This is a genomic window from Enterobacter sp. QK-SA4, from assembly GCF_056856775.1.
The window spans coordinates 2,820,624-2,840,543 of record NZ_JBXFXH010000007.1; the positions used below are offsets into that span (position 1 = coordinate 2,820,624).

The 19,920-nt window shown below is 54.6% G+C and carries 22 protein-coding genes and 1 other annotated feature; of the genes, 9 read left to right on the plus strand and 13 right to left on the minus strand.

What is annotated here, in order from left to right:
* Positions 1–58: 58 nt before the first annotated feature.
* The 8 genes from ihfA to thrS form a co-directional block, all read right to left on the minus strand.
* Positions 59–358 (minus strand): integration host factor subunit alpha, encoded by a 300-nt coding sequence (ihfA, locus tag AC1VYI_RS15105; protein ID WP_003857805.1) that lies wholly within the window; start codon positions 356–358, stop codon positions 59–61.
* 4 nt (positions 359–362) lie between these two features.
* Positions 363–2,750 (minus strand): phenylalanine--tRNA ligase subunit beta, encoded by a 2,388-nt coding sequence (gene pheT / locus AC1VYI_RS15110; protein WP_134866499.1) that lies wholly within the window; start codon positions 2,748–2,750, stop codon positions 363–365.
* Between the two features lie 15 nt (positions 2,751–2,765).
* Complete coding sequence (pheS, locus tag AC1VYI_RS15115) at positions 2,766–3,749, minus strand: phenylalanine--tRNA ligase subunit alpha (RefSeq protein ID WP_033145275.1); 984 nt, start codon at positions 3,747–3,749, stop codon at positions 2,766–2,768.
* Between the two features lie 62 nt (positions 3,750–3,811).
* Positions 3,812–3,936 (minus strand) — a sequence feature (Phe leader region).
* On the minus strand, positions 3,887–3,931 hold the full coding sequence (pheM, locus tag AC1VYI_RS15120; protein WP_158513742.1) for a pheST operon leader peptide PheM: 45 nt from the start codon (positions 3,929–3,931) through the stop codon (positions 3,887–3,889). It overlaps the preceding feature by 45 nt.
* Before the next feature lie 117 nt (positions 3,937–4,053).
* On the minus strand, positions 4,054–4,410 hold the full coding sequence (rplT, locus tag AC1VYI_RS15125; protein WP_000124850.1) for a 50S ribosomal protein L20: 357 nt from the start codon (positions 4,408–4,410) through the stop codon (positions 4,054–4,056).
* Positions 4,411–4,461: 51 nt separating this feature from the next.
* On the minus strand, positions 4,462–4,659 hold the full coding sequence (gene rpmI, locus AC1VYI_RS15130) for a 50S ribosomal protein L35 (RefSeq protein ID WP_003030583.1): 198 nt from the start codon (positions 4,657–4,659) through the stop codon (positions 4,462–4,464).
* Between the two features lie 97 nt (positions 4,660–4,756).
* Positions 4,757–5,299: a translation initiation factor IF-3 gene (gene infC / locus AC1VYI_RS15135; RefSeq protein ID WP_014069901.1), complete on the minus strand. Its 543-nt coding sequence runs from the start codon at positions 5,297–5,299 to the stop codon at positions 4,757–4,759.
* 3 nt (positions 5,300–5,302) lie between these two features.
* A complete protein-coding gene (gene thrS, locus AC1VYI_RS15140; RefSeq protein WP_008500657.1) occupies positions 5,303–7,231 on the minus strand; it encodes a threonine--tRNA ligase in 1,929 nt (642 codons plus the stop codon).
* Positions 7,232–7,553: 322 nt separating this feature from the next.
* On the opposite strand from thrS, the gene yncL reads away from it, so the two are divergent.
* Positions 7,554–7,646, plus strand: a complete 93-nt coding sequence (gene yncL / locus AC1VYI_RS15145) for a stress response membrane protein YncL (protein WP_021241082.1) — start codon at positions 7,554–7,556, stop codon at positions 7,644–7,646.
* A 98-nt stretch (positions 7,647–7,744) separates the two neighbouring features.
* Entirely contained in the window at positions 7,745–7,852 is a 108-nt protein-coding gene (gene yniD, locus AC1VYI_RS15150; RefSeq protein WP_008500658.1) for a small membrane protein YniD, read from the plus strand.
* Between the two features lie 80 nt (positions 7,853–7,932).
* Here yniD and AC1VYI_RS15155 read toward each other — a convergent pair whose 3' ends face one another.
* Complete coding sequence (locus AC1VYI_RS15155) at positions 7,933–8,691, minus strand: DUF481 domain-containing protein (RefSeq protein ID WP_029740435.1); 759 nt, start codon at positions 8,689–8,691, stop codon at positions 7,933–7,935.
* A 295-nt stretch (positions 8,692–8,986) separates the two neighbouring features.
* Here AC1VYI_RS15155 and pfkB point away from each other — a divergent pair, with 295 nt between their 5' ends.
* The 3 genes from pfkB (at position 8,987) to AC1VYI_RS15170 (ending at position 11,282) form a co-directional block, all read left to right on the plus strand.
* Positions 8,987–9,919, plus strand: coding sequence for a 6-phosphofructokinase II (pfkB, locus tag AC1VYI_RS15160; RefSeq protein WP_047648043.1), 933 nt, complete (start codon positions 8,987–8,989; stop codon positions 9,917–9,919).
* A 106-nt stretch (positions 9,920–10,025) separates the two neighbouring features.
* The gene (gene ghoS, locus AC1VYI_RS15165) at positions 10,026–10,316 is read left to right on the plus strand and encodes a type V toxin-antitoxin system endoribonuclease antitoxin GhoS (RefSeq protein ID WP_047742128.1); all 291 of its coding nucleotides are present in this window, start codon (positions 10,026–10,028) and stop codon (positions 10,314–10,316) included.
* A 105-nt stretch (positions 10,317–10,421) separates the two neighbouring features.
* Positions 10,422–11,282 (plus strand): fructosamine kinase family protein, encoded by an 861-nt coding sequence (locus tag AC1VYI_RS15170; RefSeq protein ID WP_029740438.1) that lies wholly within the window; start codon positions 10,422–10,424, stop codon positions 11,280–11,282.
* A gap of 36 nt (positions 11,283–11,318) precedes the next feature.
* On the opposite strand, the gene AC1VYI_RS15175 is transcribed toward AC1VYI_RS15170, so the two are convergent.
* Positions 11,319–11,855: a YniB family protein gene (locus AC1VYI_RS15175; protein WP_023311291.1), complete on the minus strand. Its 537-nt coding sequence runs from the start codon at positions 11,853–11,855 to the stop codon at positions 11,319–11,321.
* 148 nt (positions 11,856–12,003) lie between these two features.
* Between AC1VYI_RS15175 and hxpB the strand changes: the two genes are divergently transcribed.
* From hxpB to AC1VYI_RS15190, 3 genes are all read left to right on the plus strand, one after another.
* A complete protein-coding gene (gene hxpB / locus AC1VYI_RS15180) occupies positions 12,004–12,675 on the plus strand; it encodes a hexitol phosphatase HxpB (RefSeq protein WP_023311290.1) in 672 nt (223 codons plus the stop codon).
* A gap of 101 nt (positions 12,676–12,776) precedes the next feature.
* Positions 12,777–13,367, plus strand: a complete 591-nt coding sequence (locus AC1VYI_RS15185) for a metal-dependent hydrolase (RefSeq protein ID WP_014883483.1) — start codon at positions 12,777–12,779, stop codon at positions 13,365–13,367.
* Positions 13,368–13,494: 127 nt separating this feature from the next.
* The gene (locus AC1VYI_RS15190; protein WP_045336125.1) at positions 13,495–14,886 is read left to right on the plus strand and encodes an L-cystine transporter; all 1,392 of its coding nucleotides are present in this window, start codon (positions 13,495–13,497) and stop codon (positions 14,884–14,886) included.
* A 48-nt stretch (positions 14,887–14,934) separates the two neighbouring features.
* Here the strand turns inward: AC1VYI_RS15190 and cedA are convergent, their stop codons facing one another.
* Entirely contained in the window at positions 14,935–15,327 is a 393-nt protein-coding gene (gene cedA / locus AC1VYI_RS15195; RefSeq protein ID WP_023311289.1) for a cell division activator CedA, read from the minus strand.
* A 50-nt stretch (positions 15,328–15,377) separates the two neighbouring features.
* Between cedA and katE the strand changes: the two genes are divergently transcribed.
* Positions 15,378–17,627: a catalase HPII gene (katE, locus tag AC1VYI_RS15200; protein WP_134866501.1), complete on the plus strand. Its 2,250-nt coding sequence runs from the start codon at positions 15,378–15,380 to the stop codon at positions 17,625–17,627.
* 124 nt (positions 17,628–17,751) lie between these two features.
* On the opposite strand, the gene chbG is transcribed toward katE, so the two are convergent.
* Positions 17,752–18,501, minus strand: a complete 750-nt coding sequence (gene chbG / locus AC1VYI_RS15205; protein WP_226483719.1) for a chitin disaccharide deacetylase — start codon at positions 18,499–18,501, stop codon at positions 17,752–17,754.
* 11 nt (positions 18,502–18,512) lie between these two features.
* A complete protein-coding gene (locus AC1VYI_RS15210; protein WP_047174052.1) occupies positions 18,513–19,868 on the minus strand; it encodes a 6-phospho-beta-glucosidase in 1,356 nt (451 codons plus the stop codon).
* Positions 19,869–19,920: the final 52 nt, after the last annotated feature.

Below are 19,920 nucleotides of genomic sequence, written 5' to 3' on the forward strand. Positions count from 1 at the left end.
TTTGCCGGAGAGCGCAAAGAAAAAAGGCCGCGTGGGCGGCCTTTTTAGTTAGTTCATATTACTCTGCTTTGGGCGTTGCGTTTTCGACACGGCTTTTTAACTTCTGGCCGGGTCTGAAGGTCACCACGCGGCGGGCTGTAATGGGAATATCTTCCCCCGTCTTCGGGTTGCGGCCCGGACGTTGGTTTTTGTCTCGCAAATCAAAATTGCCAAAACCGGAGAGTTTTACCTGCTCACCATTTTCCAGAGCACGACGGATCTCTTCGAAAAACAGCTCTACCAGCTCTTTGGCATCCCGTTTGCTAAGCCCAAGCTTATCAAACAGATATTCTGACATTTCAGCTTTTGTAAGCGCCATAGGTTCAATCCCTCAATGATGCCTGGAATCGCTCTTTTAATGCCTCTACACATTTGGCGACGGTAGCGGCAATCTCCTCTTCTTCGAGTGTACGGCTGGTATCCTGAAGGATAAGGCTAATAGCGAGGCTCTTGAAACCTTCTGCTACGCCCTTGCCGCGGTACACGTCAAATAAGTTTACGCCAACTACCTGATTTACGCCAACTTTCTTACATTCGGCCAAAATATCTGCTGCAGGCACATTTTCCGCGACCACAACCGCGATATCACGGCGGTTTGCCGGGAAGCGGGAGACGTCCTGAGCCTGAGGAATAACGCGGTCAGCCACCGGGTTCCATTCCAGCTCGAACACGATGGTACGGCCGTTCAGGTCAAGCTTACGCTCCAGCTCGGGGTGAACAACCCCAATAAAACCAACGCGTTTACCGTCTAAATAGATAGCTGCGCTCTGGCCCGGATGCAGGGCCGGAATGGCTTCTGCGCGGAATTCAATTTCAGATAATTTACCGGTCAGATCCAGAATCGCTTCCAGATCGCCCTTCATATCGTAGAAATCAACCGTGCCTTTTGCCAGGTCCCAGTGCTCTTCATAGCGGTTGCCGCTGATGGCACCAGCCAGCATGAGATCCTGACGGATGCCTAAATTTGCCTGATTATCCGGTACAAAGCGCAAACCGCTTTCGAAAATTCGCACGCGGTTTTGCTGGCGATTCTGGTTATAAACGACAGTGCCCAGCAGGCCCGTCCACAGAGACAGACGCATCGCGGACATTTCGCTGGAGATTGGGCTTGGCAGGATCAGCGCCTCCTGACCCAGGTGGATCAGCTGCTGCAGCTTTGGATCAACGAAGCTGTAGGTGATCACTTCCTGGTAGCCTTTGTCGTTCAGCATGGTTTTCACACGCTTCAGAGACAGGTCGGCTTCACGGTGGGTGCCCATTACCAGACCCGCCTGGACAGGCTCGTCAGGGATGTTGTTGTAGCCGTAAACGCGGGCCACTTCTTCCACCAGATCTTCTTCAATTTCCATGTCGAAACGCCATGATGGCGCAACTGCTTTCCACTCGTCCTGCCCTTCGGTTACTTCACAGCCCAGACGTTTCAGGATGTCGGTTACCTGCGCATCGGCAACGTGATGGCCAATCAGGCGATCCAGCTTGCTGCGGCGCAGGGTGATGGTCGCACGCTTCGGCAGCGTTGCTTCGTTGGTGACGTCAATAACCGGGCCCGCTTCGCCGCCGCAGATGTCGATCAGCAGGCGGGTCGCGCGTTCCATCGCTTTATACTGCAGAGCCGGGTCAACGCCGCGCTCGTAGCGGTGAGAGGCATCGGTATGCAGGCCGTGACGGCGTGCGCGACCGGTGATGGAGAGCGGGCTGAAGAACGCGCATTCCAGCAGGACGTTTTGCGTCTCGTCGTTGACGCCTGAGTGCTCGCCACCGAAGATACCGCCCATTGCCAGCGCTTTGCTGTGGTCCGCAATCACCAGGGTGTCGGCGTTCAGTTTGGCTTCGCTGCCGTCCAGCAGAACCAGGGTTTCGCCCTCTTTCGCCATGCGCACAACGATGCCGCCGTCGATACGGTCTTTATCGAACGCGTGCATTGGCTGGCCCAGCTCCAGCAGAACGTAGTTGGTCACGTCGACCACTGCGTCGATAGAGCGAATACCGCAGCGGCGCAGCTTCTCTTTCATCCACAGCGGGGTTGGCGCTTTCACGTTGATGCCTTTCACCACGCGACCGAGGTAGCGCGGGCAAGCATCCGCAGCGTCAACCTGAATAGGCAGCACGTCACTGATGGTCGCTTCAACCGGCGCGATTTCCGGCGCGTTCAGTTCGGTCTGGTTCAACACGGCCACGTCGCGCGCCACGCCGATGATACCTAAGCAGTCGGCACGGTTTGGCGTGACGCTGATTTCAATGGTGTTGTCATCAAGCTTCAGGTATTCACGGATATCGGTGCCGATTGGCGCATCCAGCGGCAGCTCAATGATGCCGTTATGATCGTCGGAAATACCCAGCTCGGAGAAGGAGCACAGCATGCCTTCAGACGGCTCGCCGCGCAGCTTAGCCGCTTTAATTTTGAAATCGCCCGGCAGCACTGCGCCGACGGTCGCCACGGCCACCTTCAGGCCCTGACGGCAGTTTGGCGCACCGCAGACGATATCCAGCAGACGGTCACCGCCCACGTTTACTTTTGTTACGCGCAGTTTGTCAGCGTTAGGGTGCTGACCGCACTCGACTACTTCGCCGACGACCACGCCGTTGAAGGCTCCGGAAACCGGCTCAACACCGTCCACTTCCAGACCCGCCATGGTGATCTGGTTAGAAAGCGCGTCGCTGTCCAGCGTGGTGTTCACCCACTCGCGTAACCACAGTTCACTGAATTTCATTGTTCTGTCCTGCCCTTATTTAAACTGTTTGAGGAAACGCAGATCGTTTTCGAAGAATGCACGTAAGTCGGTCACGCCGTAGCGCAGCATAGTCAGGCGCTCCATGCCCATGCCGAAGGCAAAGCCGGAGTAAACTTCCGGATCGATACCCACGTTGCGCAGCACGTTTGGATGCACCATGCCGCAGCCCAGCACTTCCAGCCATTTGCCGTTTTTACCCATCACGTCAACTTCCGCAGACGGTTCGGTAAACGGGAAGTAGGACGGGCGGAAACGAACCTGCAGATCTTCCTCAAAGAAGTTGTTCAGGAAATCGTGCAGCGTGCCCTTCAGGTTGGTGAAGCTGATATTTTTATCAACAATCAGACCTTCCATCTGGTGGAACATTGGGGTGTGGGTCTGATCGTAGTCATTACGATAGACGCGGCCCGGCGCGATAATGCGGATTGGCGGCTCCTGATCCTTCATGGTACGGATCTGAACGCCGGAGGTCTGAGTACGCAGCAGACGCGTAGCGTCGAACCAGAAAGTGTCGTGGTCAGCGCGTGCCGGATGATGGCCAGGAATGTTCAGGGCGTCGAAGTTATGGTAATCATCTTCGATTTCCGGGCCAGTCGCCACGGTAAAGCCGAGCTCACCGAAGAAACTTTCAATGCGATCGATGGTGCGGGTAACCGGATGCAGACCACCGTTTTCGATACGGCGACCCGGCAGAGAAACGTCGATCGTCTCTGCGGCCAGACGCGCATTCAGCACCGCGCTTTCCAGCTCGGCCTTGCGCGCGTTCAGCGCCTGCTGTACCTGCTCTTTGGCTTCGTTAATCACCGCACCCGCTGCCGGGCGTTCTTCTGCCGGCAGCTCACGCAGGGTTGTCATCTGAAGGGTCAGGTGCCCTTTCTTCCCAAGATATTCGACGCGGACATTGTCTAACGCGGCAACATCTGAGGCCTGATTAATGGCGGCTGTTGCACTGGCAACCAGCTCTGCGAGATGTGACATGATTTTCCTCATTATGTCGGTGCAGACACCGATTTGGTGGAGTTATTCTCTCAAATTCAGGCACAAAAAAAGCCTCCATCGGGAGGCTTATCTGGCGCTGTTTTTCGTTTCATCTTTCACGCGCTAGCCTCCTGAAATCAGGTGCTAAAGTAAAAGAAGAAGCGGAAAATAGCAGCTTTCATGCTTGCGTTACCTTGTCTGGTAAAAACCGTTAAGACCTTATTGAAAAGCCTGGACGGATAAATGTCAATCTTCTGATGGTGTTAAATGAAAAGAGGGAGCAAAGCCCCCTCTTTCAACTGGCTTATGCCAGTGCTGCTTTCGCTTTTTCGACCAGAGCGGTGAACGCTACTTTGTCGAATACTGCGATGTCAGCCAGGATCTTACGGTCGATTTCAACAGAAGCTTTTTTCAGGCCGTTGATGAATTTGCTGTAAGAAATACCGTTCTGACGTGCTGCTGCGTTGATACGCGCAATCCACAGTTGACGGAACTGACGCTTACGCTGACGACGGTCACGGTAAGCGTACTGACCTGCTTTGATAACAGCCTGGAAGGCAACGCGGTAAACGCGTGAACGCGCACCGTAGTAGCCTTTAGCTTGTTTCAAAATTTTCTTGTGACGTGCACGTGCAATTACACCACGTTTTACGCGAGCCATATGTGCTCTCCTGTATCTATATTCTTAGTAAAAAAATTAAACGTTAACGGCTTATGCGTACGGCAGGCACGCGATAACCAGACCCAGATCGCCTTTAGAAACGAGGCCTTTTGGACGCAGGTGACGTTTACGCTTAGTAGATTTTTTGGTCAGAATATGACGCAGGTTTGCGTGCTTACGCTTAAATCCACCACCACCGGTTTTTTTGAAGCGCTTAGCAGCACCGCGTACGGTCTTAATTTTTGGCATCTTAATAACTTCCACTTCGCATTGTTAAATAAACGAAACATAGGCGAACAAAACCTATGAAACCCGAAGGCTCCACAGATTTTGCTGCTTGAAGGCCTTACTGTTTCTTCTTAGGAGCGAGCACCATGATCATCTGGCGGCCTTCGATCTTCGTAGGGAAGGATTCGACTACTGCCAGTTCACTCAGATCGTCACGGACGCGGTTAAGCACTTCCATACCAATCTGTTGGTGGGCCATCTCACGACCGCGGAAACGCAGTGTGATCTTGGCCTTATCGCCATCTTCCAGAAAGCGAATCAGGCTGCGGAGTTTTACCTGATAATCGCCATCGTCGGTACCAGGACGGAATTTGATTTCCTTAACCTGGATAACTTTTTGCTTCTTCTTCTGTTCCTTAGAAGACTTACTCTTTTCATAAAGGAACTTGCCGTAGTCCATGATACGACAAACTGGCGGTTCGGCGTTAGGGCTGATTTCAACTAAATCTACTCCAGCTTCTTCAGCTTTTTCGATCGCTTCTCTCAGACTCACAATCCCCAGTGGTTCACCTTCAAGATCTGTTAAGCGAACTTCCTGGGCGCGAATCTCGCCATTGATACGATTCGGACGTGCCGTTTGAACTCGTTTTCCGCCTTTAATACCTTATTCCTCCAGTTGTTGAAGACTGCGGCTGCGAATCTCTTGTTGCAGCTTCTCAATCACTTCACTTACGTCCAGGCTGCCCAGGTCTTTACCACGGCGGGTGCGAACGGCAACTTTGCCTGCTTCCACCTCTTTATCACCACAGACCAACATATACGGGACACGACGTAAAGTGTGCTCGCGGATTTTAAAGCCAATCTTCTCATTTCTCAAGTCTGCTTTTACGCGAATGCCCGCATTTTGTAGTTTCTGCGTCAATTCTTTAACGTAATCCGCCTGAGAATCGGTAATGTTCATCACCACGACCTGCACTGGCGCAAGCCAGGTTGGGAAGAAGCCAGCAAACTCTTCGGTCAGGATGCCGATGAAGCGCTCCAGAGAACCGAGAATTGCACGGTGAATCATTACCGGTACCTGACGCTCGTTGTCTTCGCCAACATAAGAGGCGCTTAAACGCTGCGGCAGGGAGAAGTCCAGCTGTACAGTACCGCACTGCCATGCGCGATCGAGGCAGTCATACAGGGTAAATTCAATTTTCGGACCGTAGAATGCGCCCTCGCCCAGCTGGTATTCGAACGGAATGCCGTTCTCTTCCAGCGCCACGGCGAGATCCGCTTCTGCGCGATCCCATGTCTCATCGCTACCGATACGTTTTTCCGGACGCGTTGAGAGTTTGACGACGATCTTCTCGAAGCCAAAGGTGCTGTACATATCGTAGACCATACGAATACAGGCGTTAACTTCGTCACGAACCTGATCTTCAGTACAGAAGATATGCGCATCATCCTGAGTAAAGCCACGAACACGCATCAGACCGTGCAGCGCACCTGATGGCTCGTTACGGTGGCAGCTACCGAACTCCGCCATACGCAGCGGCAGGTCACGGTAGGATTTCAGACCCTGGTTGAAGATCTGAACGTGGCCCGGGCAGTTCATTGGCTTGATGCAGTATTCACGGTTCTCAGACGAGGTGGTGAACATCGCATCTTTGTAGTTGTCCCAGTGGCCGGTTTTTTCCCACAGCACACGGTCCATCATGAACGGGCCTTTCACTTCCTGATACTGGTACTCTTTCAGCTTGGAGCGTACGAAAGTTTCCAGTTCACGGAAGATAGTCCAGCCGTCGTTATGCCAGAACACCATACCCGGCGCTTCTTCCTGCATGTGGTACAGGTCAAGCTGCTTACCGATTTTACGGTGGTCACGCTTCGCCGCCTCTTCCAGGCGCAGCAGGTATGCGTTCAGGGCTTTTTTATCAGCCCACGCGGTACCATAAATACGCTGCAACATCTTGTTGTTGCTGTCGCCACGCCAGTAGGCGCCCGCGATCTTCATCAGCTTAAAGTGATGACAGAAGCGCATGTTCGGCACGTGCGGTCCACGGCACATGTCGACGTATTCTTCGTGATGGTACAAGCCAGGCTTGTCATCATGCGAAATGTTTTCGTCAAGAATAGAGACTTTATAGCTCTCGCCGCGCTTCACGAAGGTTTCACGCGCTTCGTGCCAGCTGACTTTCTTCTTGATGACGTCATAGTTCGTTTCGGCGAGCTCGTGCATGCGTTTTTCGAGCGCGTCGATATCTTCCTGAGTCAGGGTGTGGTCAAGGTCAACGTCATAGTAGAAACCGTTGTCGATAACCGGACCGATCGCCATTTTGGTGTTTGGCCACAGCTGTTTGATGGCATGGCCTAACAGGTGCGCGCAGGAGTGACGAATGATCTCCAGACCTTCTTCGTCTTTCGCAGTGATGATTGCAAGCGTCGCATCGTTTTCGATCAGATCGGAAGCATCCACCAGCTCACCGTTAACGCGGCCAGCGATAGTCGCTTTCGCGAGACCAGGACCAATGTCCAGGGCTACATCCATTGGGCTAACAGCACGGTCGAAATGGCGTTGGCTGCCATCAGGAAGAGTAATTACAGGCATTTTATATCCTTATTTGCAGTGATGCCCCACACATAAGAGCATATACAAAGAAAATAATCGTGATTTGACAATAGATTACGACACCATCTGACCAACAATCGTCAAATTGGTTCGTCATCATTCACCAGCCGAATTCAGATTAATGTGGATTTACGGCAAGCGACGTAATGTTAGCACTAACGGAAAGGAGATTGCACCCTCTGCGGCCAGATTGATGGGCTGGCGCTTTCGCACGAATTTGCAGGTTGCTTCTCCCCTGCGCTCGCATTTCGAAGATGCTGGGCTACTCTTGAACAGGTCTTTAAACCCAAAGGTGCATACCATGAACGTATCCAGTAGAACGGTTGTGATATTGAACATCCTTTCCGCCACAGGTTTATTGTTGATTCTCGCCGAACGATTCCACTGGTTCTGAGCCGAACCCTGCGCTGGCATAACCCAATCGAACCTGATAAGGGGCATATTTCGGCCCTGTTTGGTAGACTGTGGGTATCAACCAATAAGGATTAGGTTATGCCAACTAAACGATTTGCCGTAAAACACTGGAAAATGGTGCTGGTGCTGATTGCCATCTGCGGCGCAATGCTGCTACTCCGTTGGGCGGCAATGATTTGGGGCTAGGGGCGAAGACAGGTCATCAGAAGGGACGTCAAAAAACCGCAGACAATAAACGGGCCGACATTATCATCGGCCCGCTTTTATTACATTCTATAACCCAGTGAAACCGTGGTTCTGCGGTCGGTATGATCCGGCGCAGATTCTGGTGGTGAAGAGTTCCAGGTCACGTTGTAGGCGACTTTCAGGCCAAAGTGTTCGTTGATAGCCACGTTCAGCGCCGTCTCAGAGTTCAGCGTCGTGTCGTCGGCACCAAATACAGAAACACCCTGGGTAAATTTGGTGTTGTCAGTCATCTGCCAGGCATAGGTACCGGAAGCGTAACCGAGCGGTTGGGTTTTGGTATCGCCATTGGTGTACTCGTCATAACGCACACCAGGACCGAATTCAAAACGGAGGCTGTGTACCGGACCGTTCAGGAACTGGCGACCATAACCGGCGGTGAACACATCGCGCTGGCGATAACCGTTGTAACGGTCAGTTAACCAGCTTGCCTGTCCAAACAGGTAGTCATAGTCGGTCATGTTGTAACGGCTACGTCCGCCTACCGCATATTTCTCGGAAGAACGTTCGTCATTAGCGGAAGTGTTGCTGGCATTACCCCACAGAGACCAGGCGGTGGTGTTGCCGTACCAGGTAAGCGTACTGTCCGCCGTCAGAGAAGAGCTTTTCGTGTTACCGGATTGTGCCAGGTACCCGGCGTTCAGGTTACCTTCAAACGGTTTTTTCGCGGTGGAAGGATCGTCCATGACAGTAAAAACGGTATCATCAGCGGTCGCGTTCATAGCCGCAAACACGCCACCCGCCAGCATCAGTGCAGCGGGCACTGTCTTTAAAAGCTTCATTTTATTAAGGAGTCCGTACAACAAAAAAAGAGACCACACGGTCCCGGAATCTTTCTTGAGGATCAATGACAAGGCGTCCAGAGAAAGGTAACAAATTATAAAAAGCCGCAAATAACATAGCAATGTTTTCTTATTTCATTTTTTGAATAAGAACGATCTCAAAAAGCGTTTTAGTTTATATATCCCCCGCCTCACTTTTTGTCAGTATTCATATTTAAAATCATACTGTTATTTACATTGCCTTCCTGACAAAAGGTGCCAGGCTAATAAGAGCCCATGCTAAAAGGAGGTAATGATGGTTTCTATTTATACTCTGACGCTCTCCCCTTCCCTGGATTCCGCCACCCTGACGCCGCAGATTTACCCGGAAGGTAAATTGCGCTGTAGCGCCCCGGTCTTTGAGCCCGGCGGCGGCGGGATCAACGTGGCGCGCGCCATTACACATCTCGGCGGCAAAGCCACGGCAATTTTTCCCGCAGGCGGTGCCACCGGTGAACACCTGGTCTCTCTGCTGGCCGATGAACAGGTGGCCGTTGAAACCGTTGAGGCCAAAGACTGGACGCGGCAAAACCTGCATGTCCACGTGGGATCCAGCGGCGAGCAGTACCGTTTTGTCATGCCGGGCGCGAAACTCAGCGATGACGAGTTTCGTCAGCTTGAAGAGAAAGTGCTGACAATAGAGAGCGGCGCGCTGCTGGTGATAAGCGGCAGCCTGCCGCCCGGCGTAAGCACGGAAAAATTAACGGCGCTGATTCAGGCGGCACAGCAACGCGGCATCCGCTGCATTGTTGACAGCAGTGGCGAGGCTCTGCAGGCGGCGCTGGTGCCGGGCAATCTGGAGCTGGTCAAACCCAACCAGAAAGAGTTAAGCGCGCTGGTCAACCGTGAACTGACGCAGCCTGATGATGTGCGCACCGCCGCGCAGGAGCTGGTGCGAAGCGGCAAAGCGCGGCGCGTAGTCGTCTCCCTTGGCCCTCAGGGGGCGCTGGCAGTCGATGAATCGTCGTCCGTTCAGGTTGTCCCACCGCCGATGAAGAGCCAGAGCACGGTTGGCGCGGGCGATAGCATGGTGGGCGCGATGACGCTAAAACTGGCGCAGGGTGCGTCTCTGCTCGAAATGACACGCTACGGCGTGGCGGCGGGTAGCGCCGCCACCATCAACCAGGGCACGCGTCTCTGTTCGCTTGCCGATACGCAAAAAATCGTCGATTACCTGTCCCGAAATTAACGCCTTTTCCCCTTCGTCTTTACGGAGGGGAATGTCCTCGCTGAGTCGCCAAACGCAAACTATCGACTATGCTAAGAAAACTTCCATGATAACAATGAGGTGAATTATGAGCAGTGGTGACATCACACGCTACGTCGTGACCATCAACCTTCATGAAGCATCGCTGACCGAGCTAAATGAGCTCAACAATGCTTTCACCCGGGCTAATTTTCTCCTCACCCTGACGGATGACGAGGGTAATATTCATGATTTAGGCACCCTGACATTTGGTCAGATCGGCGCCCTGAGCCAGGAAGAGGTTCATGCGCTGGCCGCCAGTCTGGTGGAGAGCGTGACCGATAAGCCTGCCGAGATTGACGTGGATACCTGGGAAAGCTGGCGGAAAAAAGAACAATAAGTGCGCTGTATGAATTTAAACCGCTCAGGTGTGCGTTAGTTCGTTTTTTTTTACCGCCATTATGCGCTAACTTTATGATCTGGCAGACAACATGGGAGAGACAACATGTGGCAGGCTATCAGTCATCTTTTACGTGAGCAGCTGGGTGAAGGTGAAATTGAACTGCGTAACGAACTGCCAGGCGGTGAAATCCACGCCGCGTGGCATTTACGCTACGCAGGGCGCGATCTTTTCGTTAAGTGCGATGAGCGAGAGCTGCTTCCGATATTTACCGCCGAAGCCGACCAGCTGGAGCTGTTGTCGCGCAGTAAAACGGTGACGGTCCCGCAGGTTCTGGCCGTGGGGAGCGACCGCGATTACAGCTTCCTGGTGATGGAGTATCTCCCCGCCCGGCCGCTGGATGCCCATAATGCGTTCATCCTCGGCCAACAGCTAGCGCGCCTGCATCAATGGAGCGACCAGCCGCAGTTTGGTCTCGATTTTGACAACGATCTCTCCACCACGCCACAGCCCAATGCCTGGCAGCGTCGCTGGTCGACATTTTTTGCCGAGCAGCGCATTGGCTGGCAGCTTGAGCTGGCCGCCGAAAAAGGACTGGAATTTGGCAATATCGACGCCATCGTCGAGCACGTTCAACAGCGTCTGGCATCCCACCAGCCTCAGGCGTCGCTGCTTCACGGCGATTTGTGGTCCAATAACTGCGCGCTGGGTCCCAACGGCCCGTACATCTTTGACCCGGCCTGCTACTGGGGTGACAGAGAGTGCGATCTTGCCATGTTGCCGCTTCATCCTGAGCAGCCGCCGCAAATATACGACGGATACCAGTCTGTTTCCCCCCTGCCGCCCGGTTTCCTCGACCGCCAGCCGGTGTATCAGCTTTATACGCTGATGAACCGTGCCATTCTTTTTGGCGGGGAACATCTGGTTAACGCGCAGCGGGCGCTTGAGCGTATGCTTGCCGCCTGAGTAGAGAACGGGTGGCCTTGCCGCCACCCTTATCGCTTACAGAAAACCGAGCAGTGAGAAGAAGAAGTATCCCGCCACAATGATGATGACGGGAAGGATATAGAGCGGGAAAATTTGCAGGAAAATGGTGTGACGCGGCACAACGATGCGGGATTCAATCTGCTCCCGACTCATTCCTTCCGGGCCTTTGGCCTGCTCCAGAATCAACTGATCCTCAACGCCTTCGCGTAAAAAGCGCGTCTGGCGACTCATTCTCGCACCAGAGGCCTGCAGTGCCAGCGCGACAAAGATCAGAGCATATATCACCCAAAAGCCGATATTCAGCTGTTGATGAAAATCCGGAGTGGGTGAGTTAAACCAGAAGACATTCAAAAATGGCGTATTAAAACGCATCATCTCAATCATGACATGAGCGAAATCAAGCATTACCGCATTGATACCCGGCTGTTTTTCGCTGTGATCGTACATAAATTTGAGTACAGAAATCAGCGTAGAAATGACGGCAGGAATAAAAATCACCCAGCCAGCAATACGTTTTAAGACCGCAATGCGTCCAGCTTGTTGATACGTCATCAGTTCCTCTTCATAAAGACGCGTTATTTGTGCCTAAGTCTACCTGCTGGTCATCAATTTCGCCCGCTCTTTAAAAGCAATATGCTAAATTGCAGATTGTGCTTAGCACGTATCGTCTGTCGAACACCCTGGATAAGGAGACGTTGTGATGTCGACACCGCGCCAAATTCTTGCCGCAATTTTTGACATGGATGGATTACTGATCGATTCAGAACCGCTGTGGGATCGCGCCGAACTGGACGTTATGGCCAGCCTCGGCGTGGATATCAGCCGCCGTAATGAACTTCCCGATACCCTGGGCCTGCGCATCGATATGGTGGTGGATCTGTGGTTTGCCCAACAGCCGTGGGTAGGTCCCAGTCGCGATGAGGTGACCGCACGCATTATCAGCCGCGCCATTTCTCTGGTGGAAGAGAACCGGCCGCTGCTGCCCGGCGTACGTGAGGCCGTCGCGCTGTGTAAAGCCCAGGGGCTGAAGGTTGGCCTGGCCTCGGCTTCACCGCTGCACATGCTGGAAAAAGTGCTGACGATGTTTGAACTGCGCGACAGTTTCGACGCGCTGGCGTCCGCTGAAAAATTGCCTTACAGCAAGCCGCACCCGCAGGTCTATCTGGACTGCGCCGCTAGGCTCGGCCTGGATCCCCTCAACTGCGTTGCGCTGGAAGATTCCGTTAACGGTATGGTGGCGTCGAAGGCTGCACGGATGCGCTCCATTGTGGTGCCCGCAGAAGAAGGCCGTCACGACCCCCGGTTTGCCCTTGCCGACGTGAAGCTTAACTCACTGGCAGAACTCACGGCGCATCACCTGCAGGGCGGTTAACGCCCTTCTCTGGTTTGTGACAAACAGTTACACCGTCACCTCTTCCGCCTACTGTATAAAAACCCTATACTGTATGAATTGACAGTTTTGTGGGTTTTATCATGACGGCGGAAGGCCACCTGCTTTTTTCTATTGCGTGCGCGGTATTTGCCAAAAACGCTGAACTCACCCCCGTGCTGGCACAGGGGGACTGGTGGCATATTGTCCCTTCCGCCGTATTGACCTGCCTGCTGCCCGACATTGACCATCCCAAATCTTTCCTCGGACAACGCCTGAAGTGGGTATCGAAACCCATCGCCCGCGCGTTCGGCCACCGGGGTTTCACGCACAGCCTGCTGGCCGTGTTTGGCCTGCTGACGCTTTTCTATTTGAAGGTGCCCGAAAGCTGGATAGTCCCCGCCGATGCCATCCAGGGGATGGTGCTGGGCTATTTAAGCCATATTCTCGCCGATATGCTGACGCCTGCGGGCGTACCGCTGCTTTGGCCCTGCCGCTGGCGTTTCCGTTTTCCGATCCTCGCACCGCAGAAAGGCAACCAGCTTGAGCGCGTATTGTGCATGGCGCTGTTTGCTTACGCCGTCTGGATGCCGCAAACATTGCCCGAAAACAGTGCAGTTCGCTGGTCATCCCAGATGATTAATTCGCTGCAATTTCAGTTCAATCGCTTTATTCATCACCAGATTGAACAGTAAACCGACAAAATTATCCCATTTGTCATAACCCATTCCATTTGGATATAAGCGCTACATCACACTTCTGCTAACCTTCCGCCAACAGGATCGGTAAAAACCGACCCAATAATAAATCAGGAGAACGGGGATGAATTTTCCACTCATCGCGAACGTCGTTGTGTTCGCTGTATTGCTATTGCTTCTTGCGCAGGCGCGCCACAAACAGTGGAGCCTGGCGAAAAAAGTGCTGGTTGGTCTGGCCATGGGTGTCGTATTTGGTCTGGCATTACAGGCAATTTATGGCTCCGATAATCCAGTTCTGAAAGATTCCATTCAGTGGTTCAACATCGTCGGTAACGGCTATGTTCAGCTGCTGCAGATGATCGTTATGCCGCTGGTGTTCGCCTCTATTCTGAGCGCCGTTGCTCGCCTGCATAACGCGACTCAGCTGGGAAAAATCAGCTTCCTGACCATTGGTACGCTGCTGTTCACCACGCTGATTGCCGCGCTGGTGGGTGTGCTGGTCACCAACCTGTTTGGCCTGACCGCAGAAGGCCTGGTTCAGGGTACCGCTGAAACGGCGCGTCTTACCGCGATTCAAACCAACTACGTTGGTAAAGTGGCTGACCTGACCGTGCCGCAGATGGTGCTCTCCTTCATTCCGAAGAACCCGTTTGCTGACCTGACCGGTGCGAGCCCAACCTCGATCATCAGCGTGGTTATTTTCGCCGCGTTCCTGGGCGTAGCGGCGCTGAAGCTGCTGAAGGACGACGCGCCTAAAGGCGAACGCGTGCTGACCGCGATCGACACCCTGCAAAGCTGGGTGATGAAGCTGGTGCGTCTGGTTATGCAGCTGACGCCTTACGGCGTGCTGGCGCTGATGACCAAAGTGGTTGCCGGCTCTAACCTGCAGGACATCATCAAGCTGGGCAGCTTCGTTGTCGCCTCTTATCTGGGCCTGGGCATTATGTTCGTGGTGCACGGCATCCTGCTGGGCGTAAACGGCGTCAGCCCGCTTAAATACTTCCGTAAAGTCTGGCCGGTACTGACCTTTGCCTTCACCAGCCGTTCCAGCGCCGCGTCTATTCCGCTGAACGTTGAAGCGCAAACCCGTCGTCTGGGCGTGCCTGAATCCATCGCCAGCTTCTCTGCCTCCTTTGGTGCCACCATTGGTCAGAACGGCTGTGCGGGTCTGTACCCGGCGATGCTGGCGGTGATGGTTGCCCCTACCGTTGGGATTAACCCGCTGGATCCGGTCTGGATCGCCACGCTGGTCGGGATTGTTACCGTAAGCTCCGCAGGCGTTGCGGGCGTTGGCGGTGGCGCAACCTTCGCCGCGCTGATTGTGCTGCCCGCGCTGGGTCTGCCCGTGACGCTGGTCGCGCTGCTGATCTCCGTTGAGCCGCTGATCGACATGGGCCGTACCGCGCTGAACGTAAGCGGCTCCATGACCGCCGGTACGCTGACCAGCCAGTGGCTGAAGCAGACCGACAAAGCGATTCTGGAAAGTGAAGACGACGCCGAGCTGGCGCATCGTTAATCTCGGTAGAAATAAAAAAACCGCCTGATGGCGGTTTTTTTATGGCTGTTATTCTTCGACCTCTTCATCCTGGCGGATCTGCATCGCCCACCGCTGCGCTGACTCCGGCACCGTAAACGTGGGCGAGCGGCGGAAATGTTCGCCGATTAGCACGAAGGCCACGTATTTCCCCCGAAGCTGCCAGACATCGCGAAAACCCTCCACTTTCAGGGCATGGTCTGGCGGCGCGGGCTCAACGCGGGGCACATAGCTAATAACCTGGCGGTTTTGTTGACGAAGAGGTTTCATAAGCGACTGGTTCACTAAAGCAAATTCTTGAAGCAGGAAAATTCTATGATAGCCGATCCTGCTGCCTTCCGTCGCGCCCCAAGTGGGCCTAAAGGCTCCTTTCGTCAATGACGGCATGTGAAAACTCTTAGTTCGCGAGCCATCTCGCGACATTGTTCTATCCTTAATAGGGTTTTTAGCAATGGATAAAGGAGCAGCGTGCAATGTCGAACAAAGATAAAACACATCAATCACCGATTCATGGCACTGAAGAATCTCAACCGGGTATGGACTCTCTCGCCCCTGCTGACGGCTCTCATCGCCCCTCCCCTGGCCCCTCCGCACCGGGCGAACAGCCTACCGCACCGGGAAGCATGAAATTGCCGGACACGGGAAACGAGAAGCTGAAATCGCTTGAGCCGCACCGTAAAGGCGGCGAAGGTTTTGCGCTCACCACCAATCAGGGCGTGCGCATTGCTGACGATCAGAACTCCCTTCGCGCAGGCGCGCGCGGGCCAACCCTACTGGAAGACTTTATCCTGCGGGAAAAAATCACCCATTTCGACCATGAGCGAATTCCGGAACGCATCGTCCACGCGCGAGGTTCCGCTGCGCACGGCTACTTCCAGCCCTACAAGAGTCTGAAAGACATCACCAAAGCGGACTTCCTCTCTGACCCGGATAAAATTACCCCGGTGTTTGTGCGCTTCTCCACCGTGCAGGGCGGCGCCGGTTCGGCAGATACGGTTCGGGATATCCGCGGCTTTGCCACCAAGTTTTATACCGAAGAGGGTATTTTCGATCTGGTGGGCAATAACACCCCGGTGTTCTTCATTCAGGATGCGCATAAATTTCCTGACTTTGTCCATGCGGTAAAACCGGAGCCCCACTGGGCCATACCGCAGGGACAAAGTGCGCACGACACCTTCTGGGACTACGTCTCACTGCAGCCTGAAACCTTACACAACGTGATGTGGGCGATGTCAGACCGCGGCATTCCGCGCAGCTATCGCACGATGGAAGGGTTTGGTATCCATACCTTCCGTCTGATCAATGCCGAGGGCAAAGCCACGTTTGTGCGCTTCCACTGGAAGCCGGTGGCGGGCAAAGCCTCGCTGGTGTGGGACGAGGCGCAGAAGCTGACCGGGCGCGACCCGGACTTCCATCGCCGCGAGCTGTGGGAGTCCATTGAAGCGGGCGATTTCCCGGAATACGAACTGGGCCTGCAGCTCATACCGGAAGAGGACGAATTTAAGTTCGATTTCGACCTGCTTGACCCGACGAAGCTGATTCCGGAAGAGCTGGTGCCGGTACAGCTGGTGGGCAAAATGGTGCTCAACCGCAACCCGGATAACTTCTTCGCCGAAAACGAGCAGGCCGCGTTTCACCCGGGCCATATCGTGCCGGGGCTGGACTTCACCAACGATCCGCTCCTGCAGGGACGCCTGTTCTCATACACCGATACGCAGATCAGCCGTCTTGGCGGGCCGAACTTCCACGAAATCCCGATTAACCGCCCAACCTGCCCGTACCACAACTTCCAGCGCGACGGGATGCACCGTCAGGATATTGATACCAACCCGGCGAACTATGAGCCGAACTCTATCAACGATAACTGGCCGCGCGAAACGCCGCCGGGGCCGAAACGCGGTGGATTCGAATCGTACCAGGAGCGTATCGATGGCAATAAAATTCGCGAGCGCAGCCCGTCGTTCGGCGAGTATTACGCCCACCCTCGCCTGTTCTGGAACAGCCAGACGCCGATTGAGCAGCAGCACATTATCGGCGGCTTCAGCTTTGAGCTGAGCAAAGTGGTGCGTACCTACATCCGCGAGCGCGTGGTCGATCAGCTGGCGCGCATTGATATTCAGCTCGCCCAGAGCGTTGCGGATAACCTGGGCATTACGCTGACCGATGAGCAGCGCAACATTGCCCCGCCGAAAGAGGTTAACGGCGTGAAGAAAGATCCGTCGCTGAGCCTGTATGCCGTGCCGGGTGGGTCAATTAAAGGCCGCGTGGTCGCCATCCTGCTGAACGACAAAACCCGCGCCAGCGACGTGCTGGGGATTATGCAGGCGCTGAAGACCCAGGGCGTGCATGCGAAACTGCTTTATTCCCGCATGGGGGAAGTGACCGCCGATGACGGCTCCGTGCTGCCGGTGGCGGCAACCTTTGCCGGGGCGCCATCGCTGACCGTTGATGCGGTGATTGTGCCGGGCGGGGATATTGACAGCCTGCTGACCAACGGTGACGCGGTGTATTATCTGCTCGAAGCCTATAAGCACCTGAAACCGATCGCGCTGTCCCGCGACGCGCGACGGTTTAAGGCGCAGCTGAAGGTGGCCGATCAGGGTGAGGACGGCATTGTCGAGGGAGACAACGTTGACGATGCCTTTATGACGAAGCTGTTTGATTTGCTCGCCGCGCACCGCGTCTGGTCGCGCAGCAGTAAGATCGATCAGATTCCGGCGTAAAAATCATTCCCGGTCGTGCGGCCTGATGCCCTCACTCCGCCCCTCTCCCACGGGAGAGGGAGAAAACAATAAAAACGGTAACCCTGGTTACCGTTTTGCTTTTACCTCGCCACCGGGCTTTGTCTTAAAGATCCCCGAACGTCCCCAACCGATACCCACGCTCGGCAATAGCATACTTCAGCGACGCCGACGTCAGCACGTCCAGCTCCGCCAGGCGCGGCCAGCAGTAGGCGCTCTTACGTACGGTGTTATCGACAAAAGCAGGATGCGCCATGACCTCCAGCGATCGCTCCCCCCGCGCGGCGGAATCATCCAGCACCTTCAGGAACAGCGCTTCGTCGATCTCGTCGCCGTAAAATGCGCTGCTGAATCCCTCAGTGGTGGTCACGGCGCAGTCGGGCACGCCGTGCGCCTCCCTGTCCACGCGCATCGCCACGCCTTTACGCTGCGCAAACTCCGCGACAATCGGGAAAATCGCCGGGATCATATGCACGTGGTGATGGCTGTCGATGTGCGTCGGCGCCTTACCAAACGCGTCAATAAAGCGGTTGAACTGACGCTCCAGCTCGCGGGCAATCTCTTCGAGCGGCAGAGCGCCCTGCTCCGCCAGTTCCCAAATCCATTTGCCCAGCTGGCCGTCGCGCGTCAGGCCCGGCATTGGCGAAAGCGGCATCCCGAGCGTCAGCACAAAATGCATGCCGACGCCCAGATCCGGCACCTCGCGGCTCAGCTGCGCCGCGTGTTCAACCGCCTCACCATTCACCAGTGCCGTGGTAGAGGTCACAACCCCCCGGCGACAGGCTTCAATAATGCCGTAGTTCTGGCCTTTAGAGAGGCCAAAATCATCAGCATTAACGATCAGCAGGTTTTCCATTGTGCGTCCTCTCAGTGGTGTTTGAACTTCAGCTTCTCGATCGTGGCGGCAAAGTTCGGCAACCATTTTTCATGCGCCAGGATCATCTCGCCGGCCAGCTGCTCCGCATCGCGGTCGGAATGTACCAGCGGGCTGAGGTTCAGTGCCAGCAGCACGTCATTGAGCTCGCCGCTCAGCGCCGCGTTGCTTGCCGCCACTTCAAAGCCTTTGATGGTGTGGATCAGGCCCATGACCTTATCATCGAAGTGGGTGATGCGTGGATGCGGTTTAGCGCCATCGCGTCCCAGGATGCAGGTCATCTCAACCGCCCAGTCCGCCGGGATATTGTCGATATGGCCGTGGTGCGGCACGTTAACATAGTGCTCCGCCTGCTTGTCGTTGTAGATGGCGTTAATCACCTCGCACGCCGCATCGGAGTAGTAGGCCCCGCCGCGCTGCTCCAGCTCTTTCGGTTTGACGTTCAGGTTCGGATCTTTATACAAATCGAACAGCTGCTTCTCGACTTTCTGAACGATCTGCGCACGCGCGCCGCCCTTATAGTACTCTCCCATTTCGATGGCCAGCATCTCTTTCTGCTTGAAGTAGTAAAGCAGGTACGAGCACGGCAGCAGGTTCAGCGAGCGGATCAACCCTTCGCTGAACGGCAGGTCAAAGATGTTTTTCACCGATGCCGCCGTCAGGCGACCGGAAGCCACGCCGTCGAGCAGTTCGGCAAACCGTGATTTACCGTTCACGATCACGTCTTTAATGAATACCATGTGGTTCAGGCCGAACAGGTCGATGGAGAGATCGTCGCTGTCGGTCAGCGCCAGCACGTCGCGGATAAACATCTTCATGCCGATCGGAATGTTACAGACGCCGATAAAGCGTTTGAAACCGGTATGACGATAGACCGCCTCGGTCACCATCCCGGCCGGGTTGGTGAAGTTAATCACCCACGCGTTCGGGCAGATCTCCTGCACGTCTTTGACGATGTCGAAAATCACCGGGATGGTACGCAGGCCTTTGAACAGACCGCCCGCGCCGTTGGTCTCCTGCCCGAGATAGCCGTGGCTCAGCGGGATACGTTCGTCCAGCTCGCGCGCCTTCAGCTGGCCCACGCGCAGCTGGGTGGTGACGAAATCCGCATCTTTCAGCGCCAGACGGCGATCGAGGGTTTTATGCACGGTCAGAGGCACGCCCGCTTTCTCCACCATGCGCTGGCACAGGTCGAAAATAATATTCAGCTTTTCCTGACCTTCCTCAACGTCAACCAGCCATAATTCGCTGACCGGTAATTCATGATAACGTTTCAGAAAACCTTCAAGTAATTCCGGGGTATAGCTGCTGCCGCCACCAATGGTTACGACTTTTAATTTCTTCTGCATAATATCTCCCTTAGCGTATCAGGTTAATCGCCTGCAAGGTATAGCGTACTCT

Excerpts from the sequence above, each read along its gene's own strand:
- AC1VYI_RS15190 (WP_045336125.1), top strand. The coding sequence starts at position 13,495 with ATGAATTTTCCACTCATCGCGAACGTCGTTGTGTTCGCTGTATTGCTA.
- katE (WP_134866501.1), top strand. The coding sequence starts at position 15,378 with ATGTCGAACAAAGATAAAACACATCAATCACCGATTCATGGCACTGAA.
- rpmI (WP_003030583.1), bottom strand. The coding sequence starts at position 4,659 with ATGCCAAAAATTAAGACCGTACGCGGTGCTGCTAAGCGCTTCAAAAAA.
- AC1VYI_RS15175 (WP_023311291.1), bottom strand. The coding sequence starts at position 11,855 with ATGACGTATCAACAAGCTGGACGCATTGCGGTCTTAAAACGTATTGCT.
- pfkB (WP_047648043.1), top strand. The coding sequence starts at position 8,987 with ATGGTTTCTATTTATACTCTGACGCTCTCCCCTTCCCTGGATTCCGCC.
- ihfA (WP_003857805.1), bottom strand. The coding sequence starts at position 358 with ATGGCGCTTACAAAAGCTGAAATGTCAGAATATCTGTTTGATAAGCTT.
- AC1VYI_RS15170 (WP_029740438.1), top strand. The coding sequence starts at position 10,422 with ATGTGGCAGGCTATCAGTCATCTTTTACGTGAGCAGCTGGGTGAAGGT.
- pheT (WP_134866499.1), bottom strand. The coding sequence starts at position 2,750 with ATGAAATTCAGTGAACTGTGGTTACGCGAGTGGGTGAACACCACGCTG.
- AC1VYI_RS15185 (WP_014883483.1), top strand. The coding sequence starts at position 12,777 with ATGACGGCGGAAGGCCACCTGCTTTTTTCTATTGCGTGCGCGGTATTT.
- AC1VYI_RS15210 (WP_047174052.1), bottom strand. The coding sequence starts at position 19,868 with ATGCAGAAGAAATTAAAAGTCGTAACCATTGGTGGCGGCAGCAGCTAT.
- pheS (WP_033145275.1), bottom strand. The coding sequence starts at position 3,749 with ATGTCACATCTCGCAGAGCTGGTTGCCAGTGCAACAGCCGCCATTAAT.
- yncL (WP_021241082.1), top strand. The coding sequence starts at position 7,554 with ATGAACGTATCCAGTAGAACGGTTGTGATATTGAACATCCTTTCCGCC.
- yniD (WP_008500658.1), top strand. The coding sequence starts at position 7,745 with ATGCCAACTAAACGATTTGCCGTAAAACACTGGAAAATGGTGCTGGTG.
- rplT (WP_000124850.1), bottom strand. The coding sequence starts at position 4,410 with ATGGCTCGCGTAAAACGTGGTGTAATTGCACGTGCACGTCACAAGAAA.
- thrS (WP_008500657.1), bottom strand. The coding sequence starts at position 7,231 with ATGCCTGTAATTACTCTTCCTGATGGCAGCCAACGCCATTTCGACCGT.
- hxpB (WP_023311290.1), top strand. The coding sequence starts at position 12,004 with ATGTCGACACCGCGCCAAATTCTTGCCGCAATTTTTGACATGGATGGA.
- cedA (WP_023311289.1), bottom strand. The coding sequence starts at position 15,327 with ATGTCGCGAGATGGCTCGCGAACTAAGAGTTTTCACATGCCGTCATTG.
- chbG (WP_226483719.1), bottom strand. The coding sequence starts at position 18,501 with ATGGAAAACCTGCTGATCGTTAATGCTGATGATTTTGGCCTCTCTAAA.
- AC1VYI_RS15155 (WP_029740435.1), bottom strand. The coding sequence starts at position 8,691 with ATGAAGCTTTTAAAGACAGTGCCCGCTGCACTGATGCTGGCGGGTGGC.
- ghoS (WP_047742128.1), top strand. The coding sequence starts at position 10,026 with ATGAGCAGTGGTGACATCACACGCTACGTCGTGACCATCAACCTTCAT.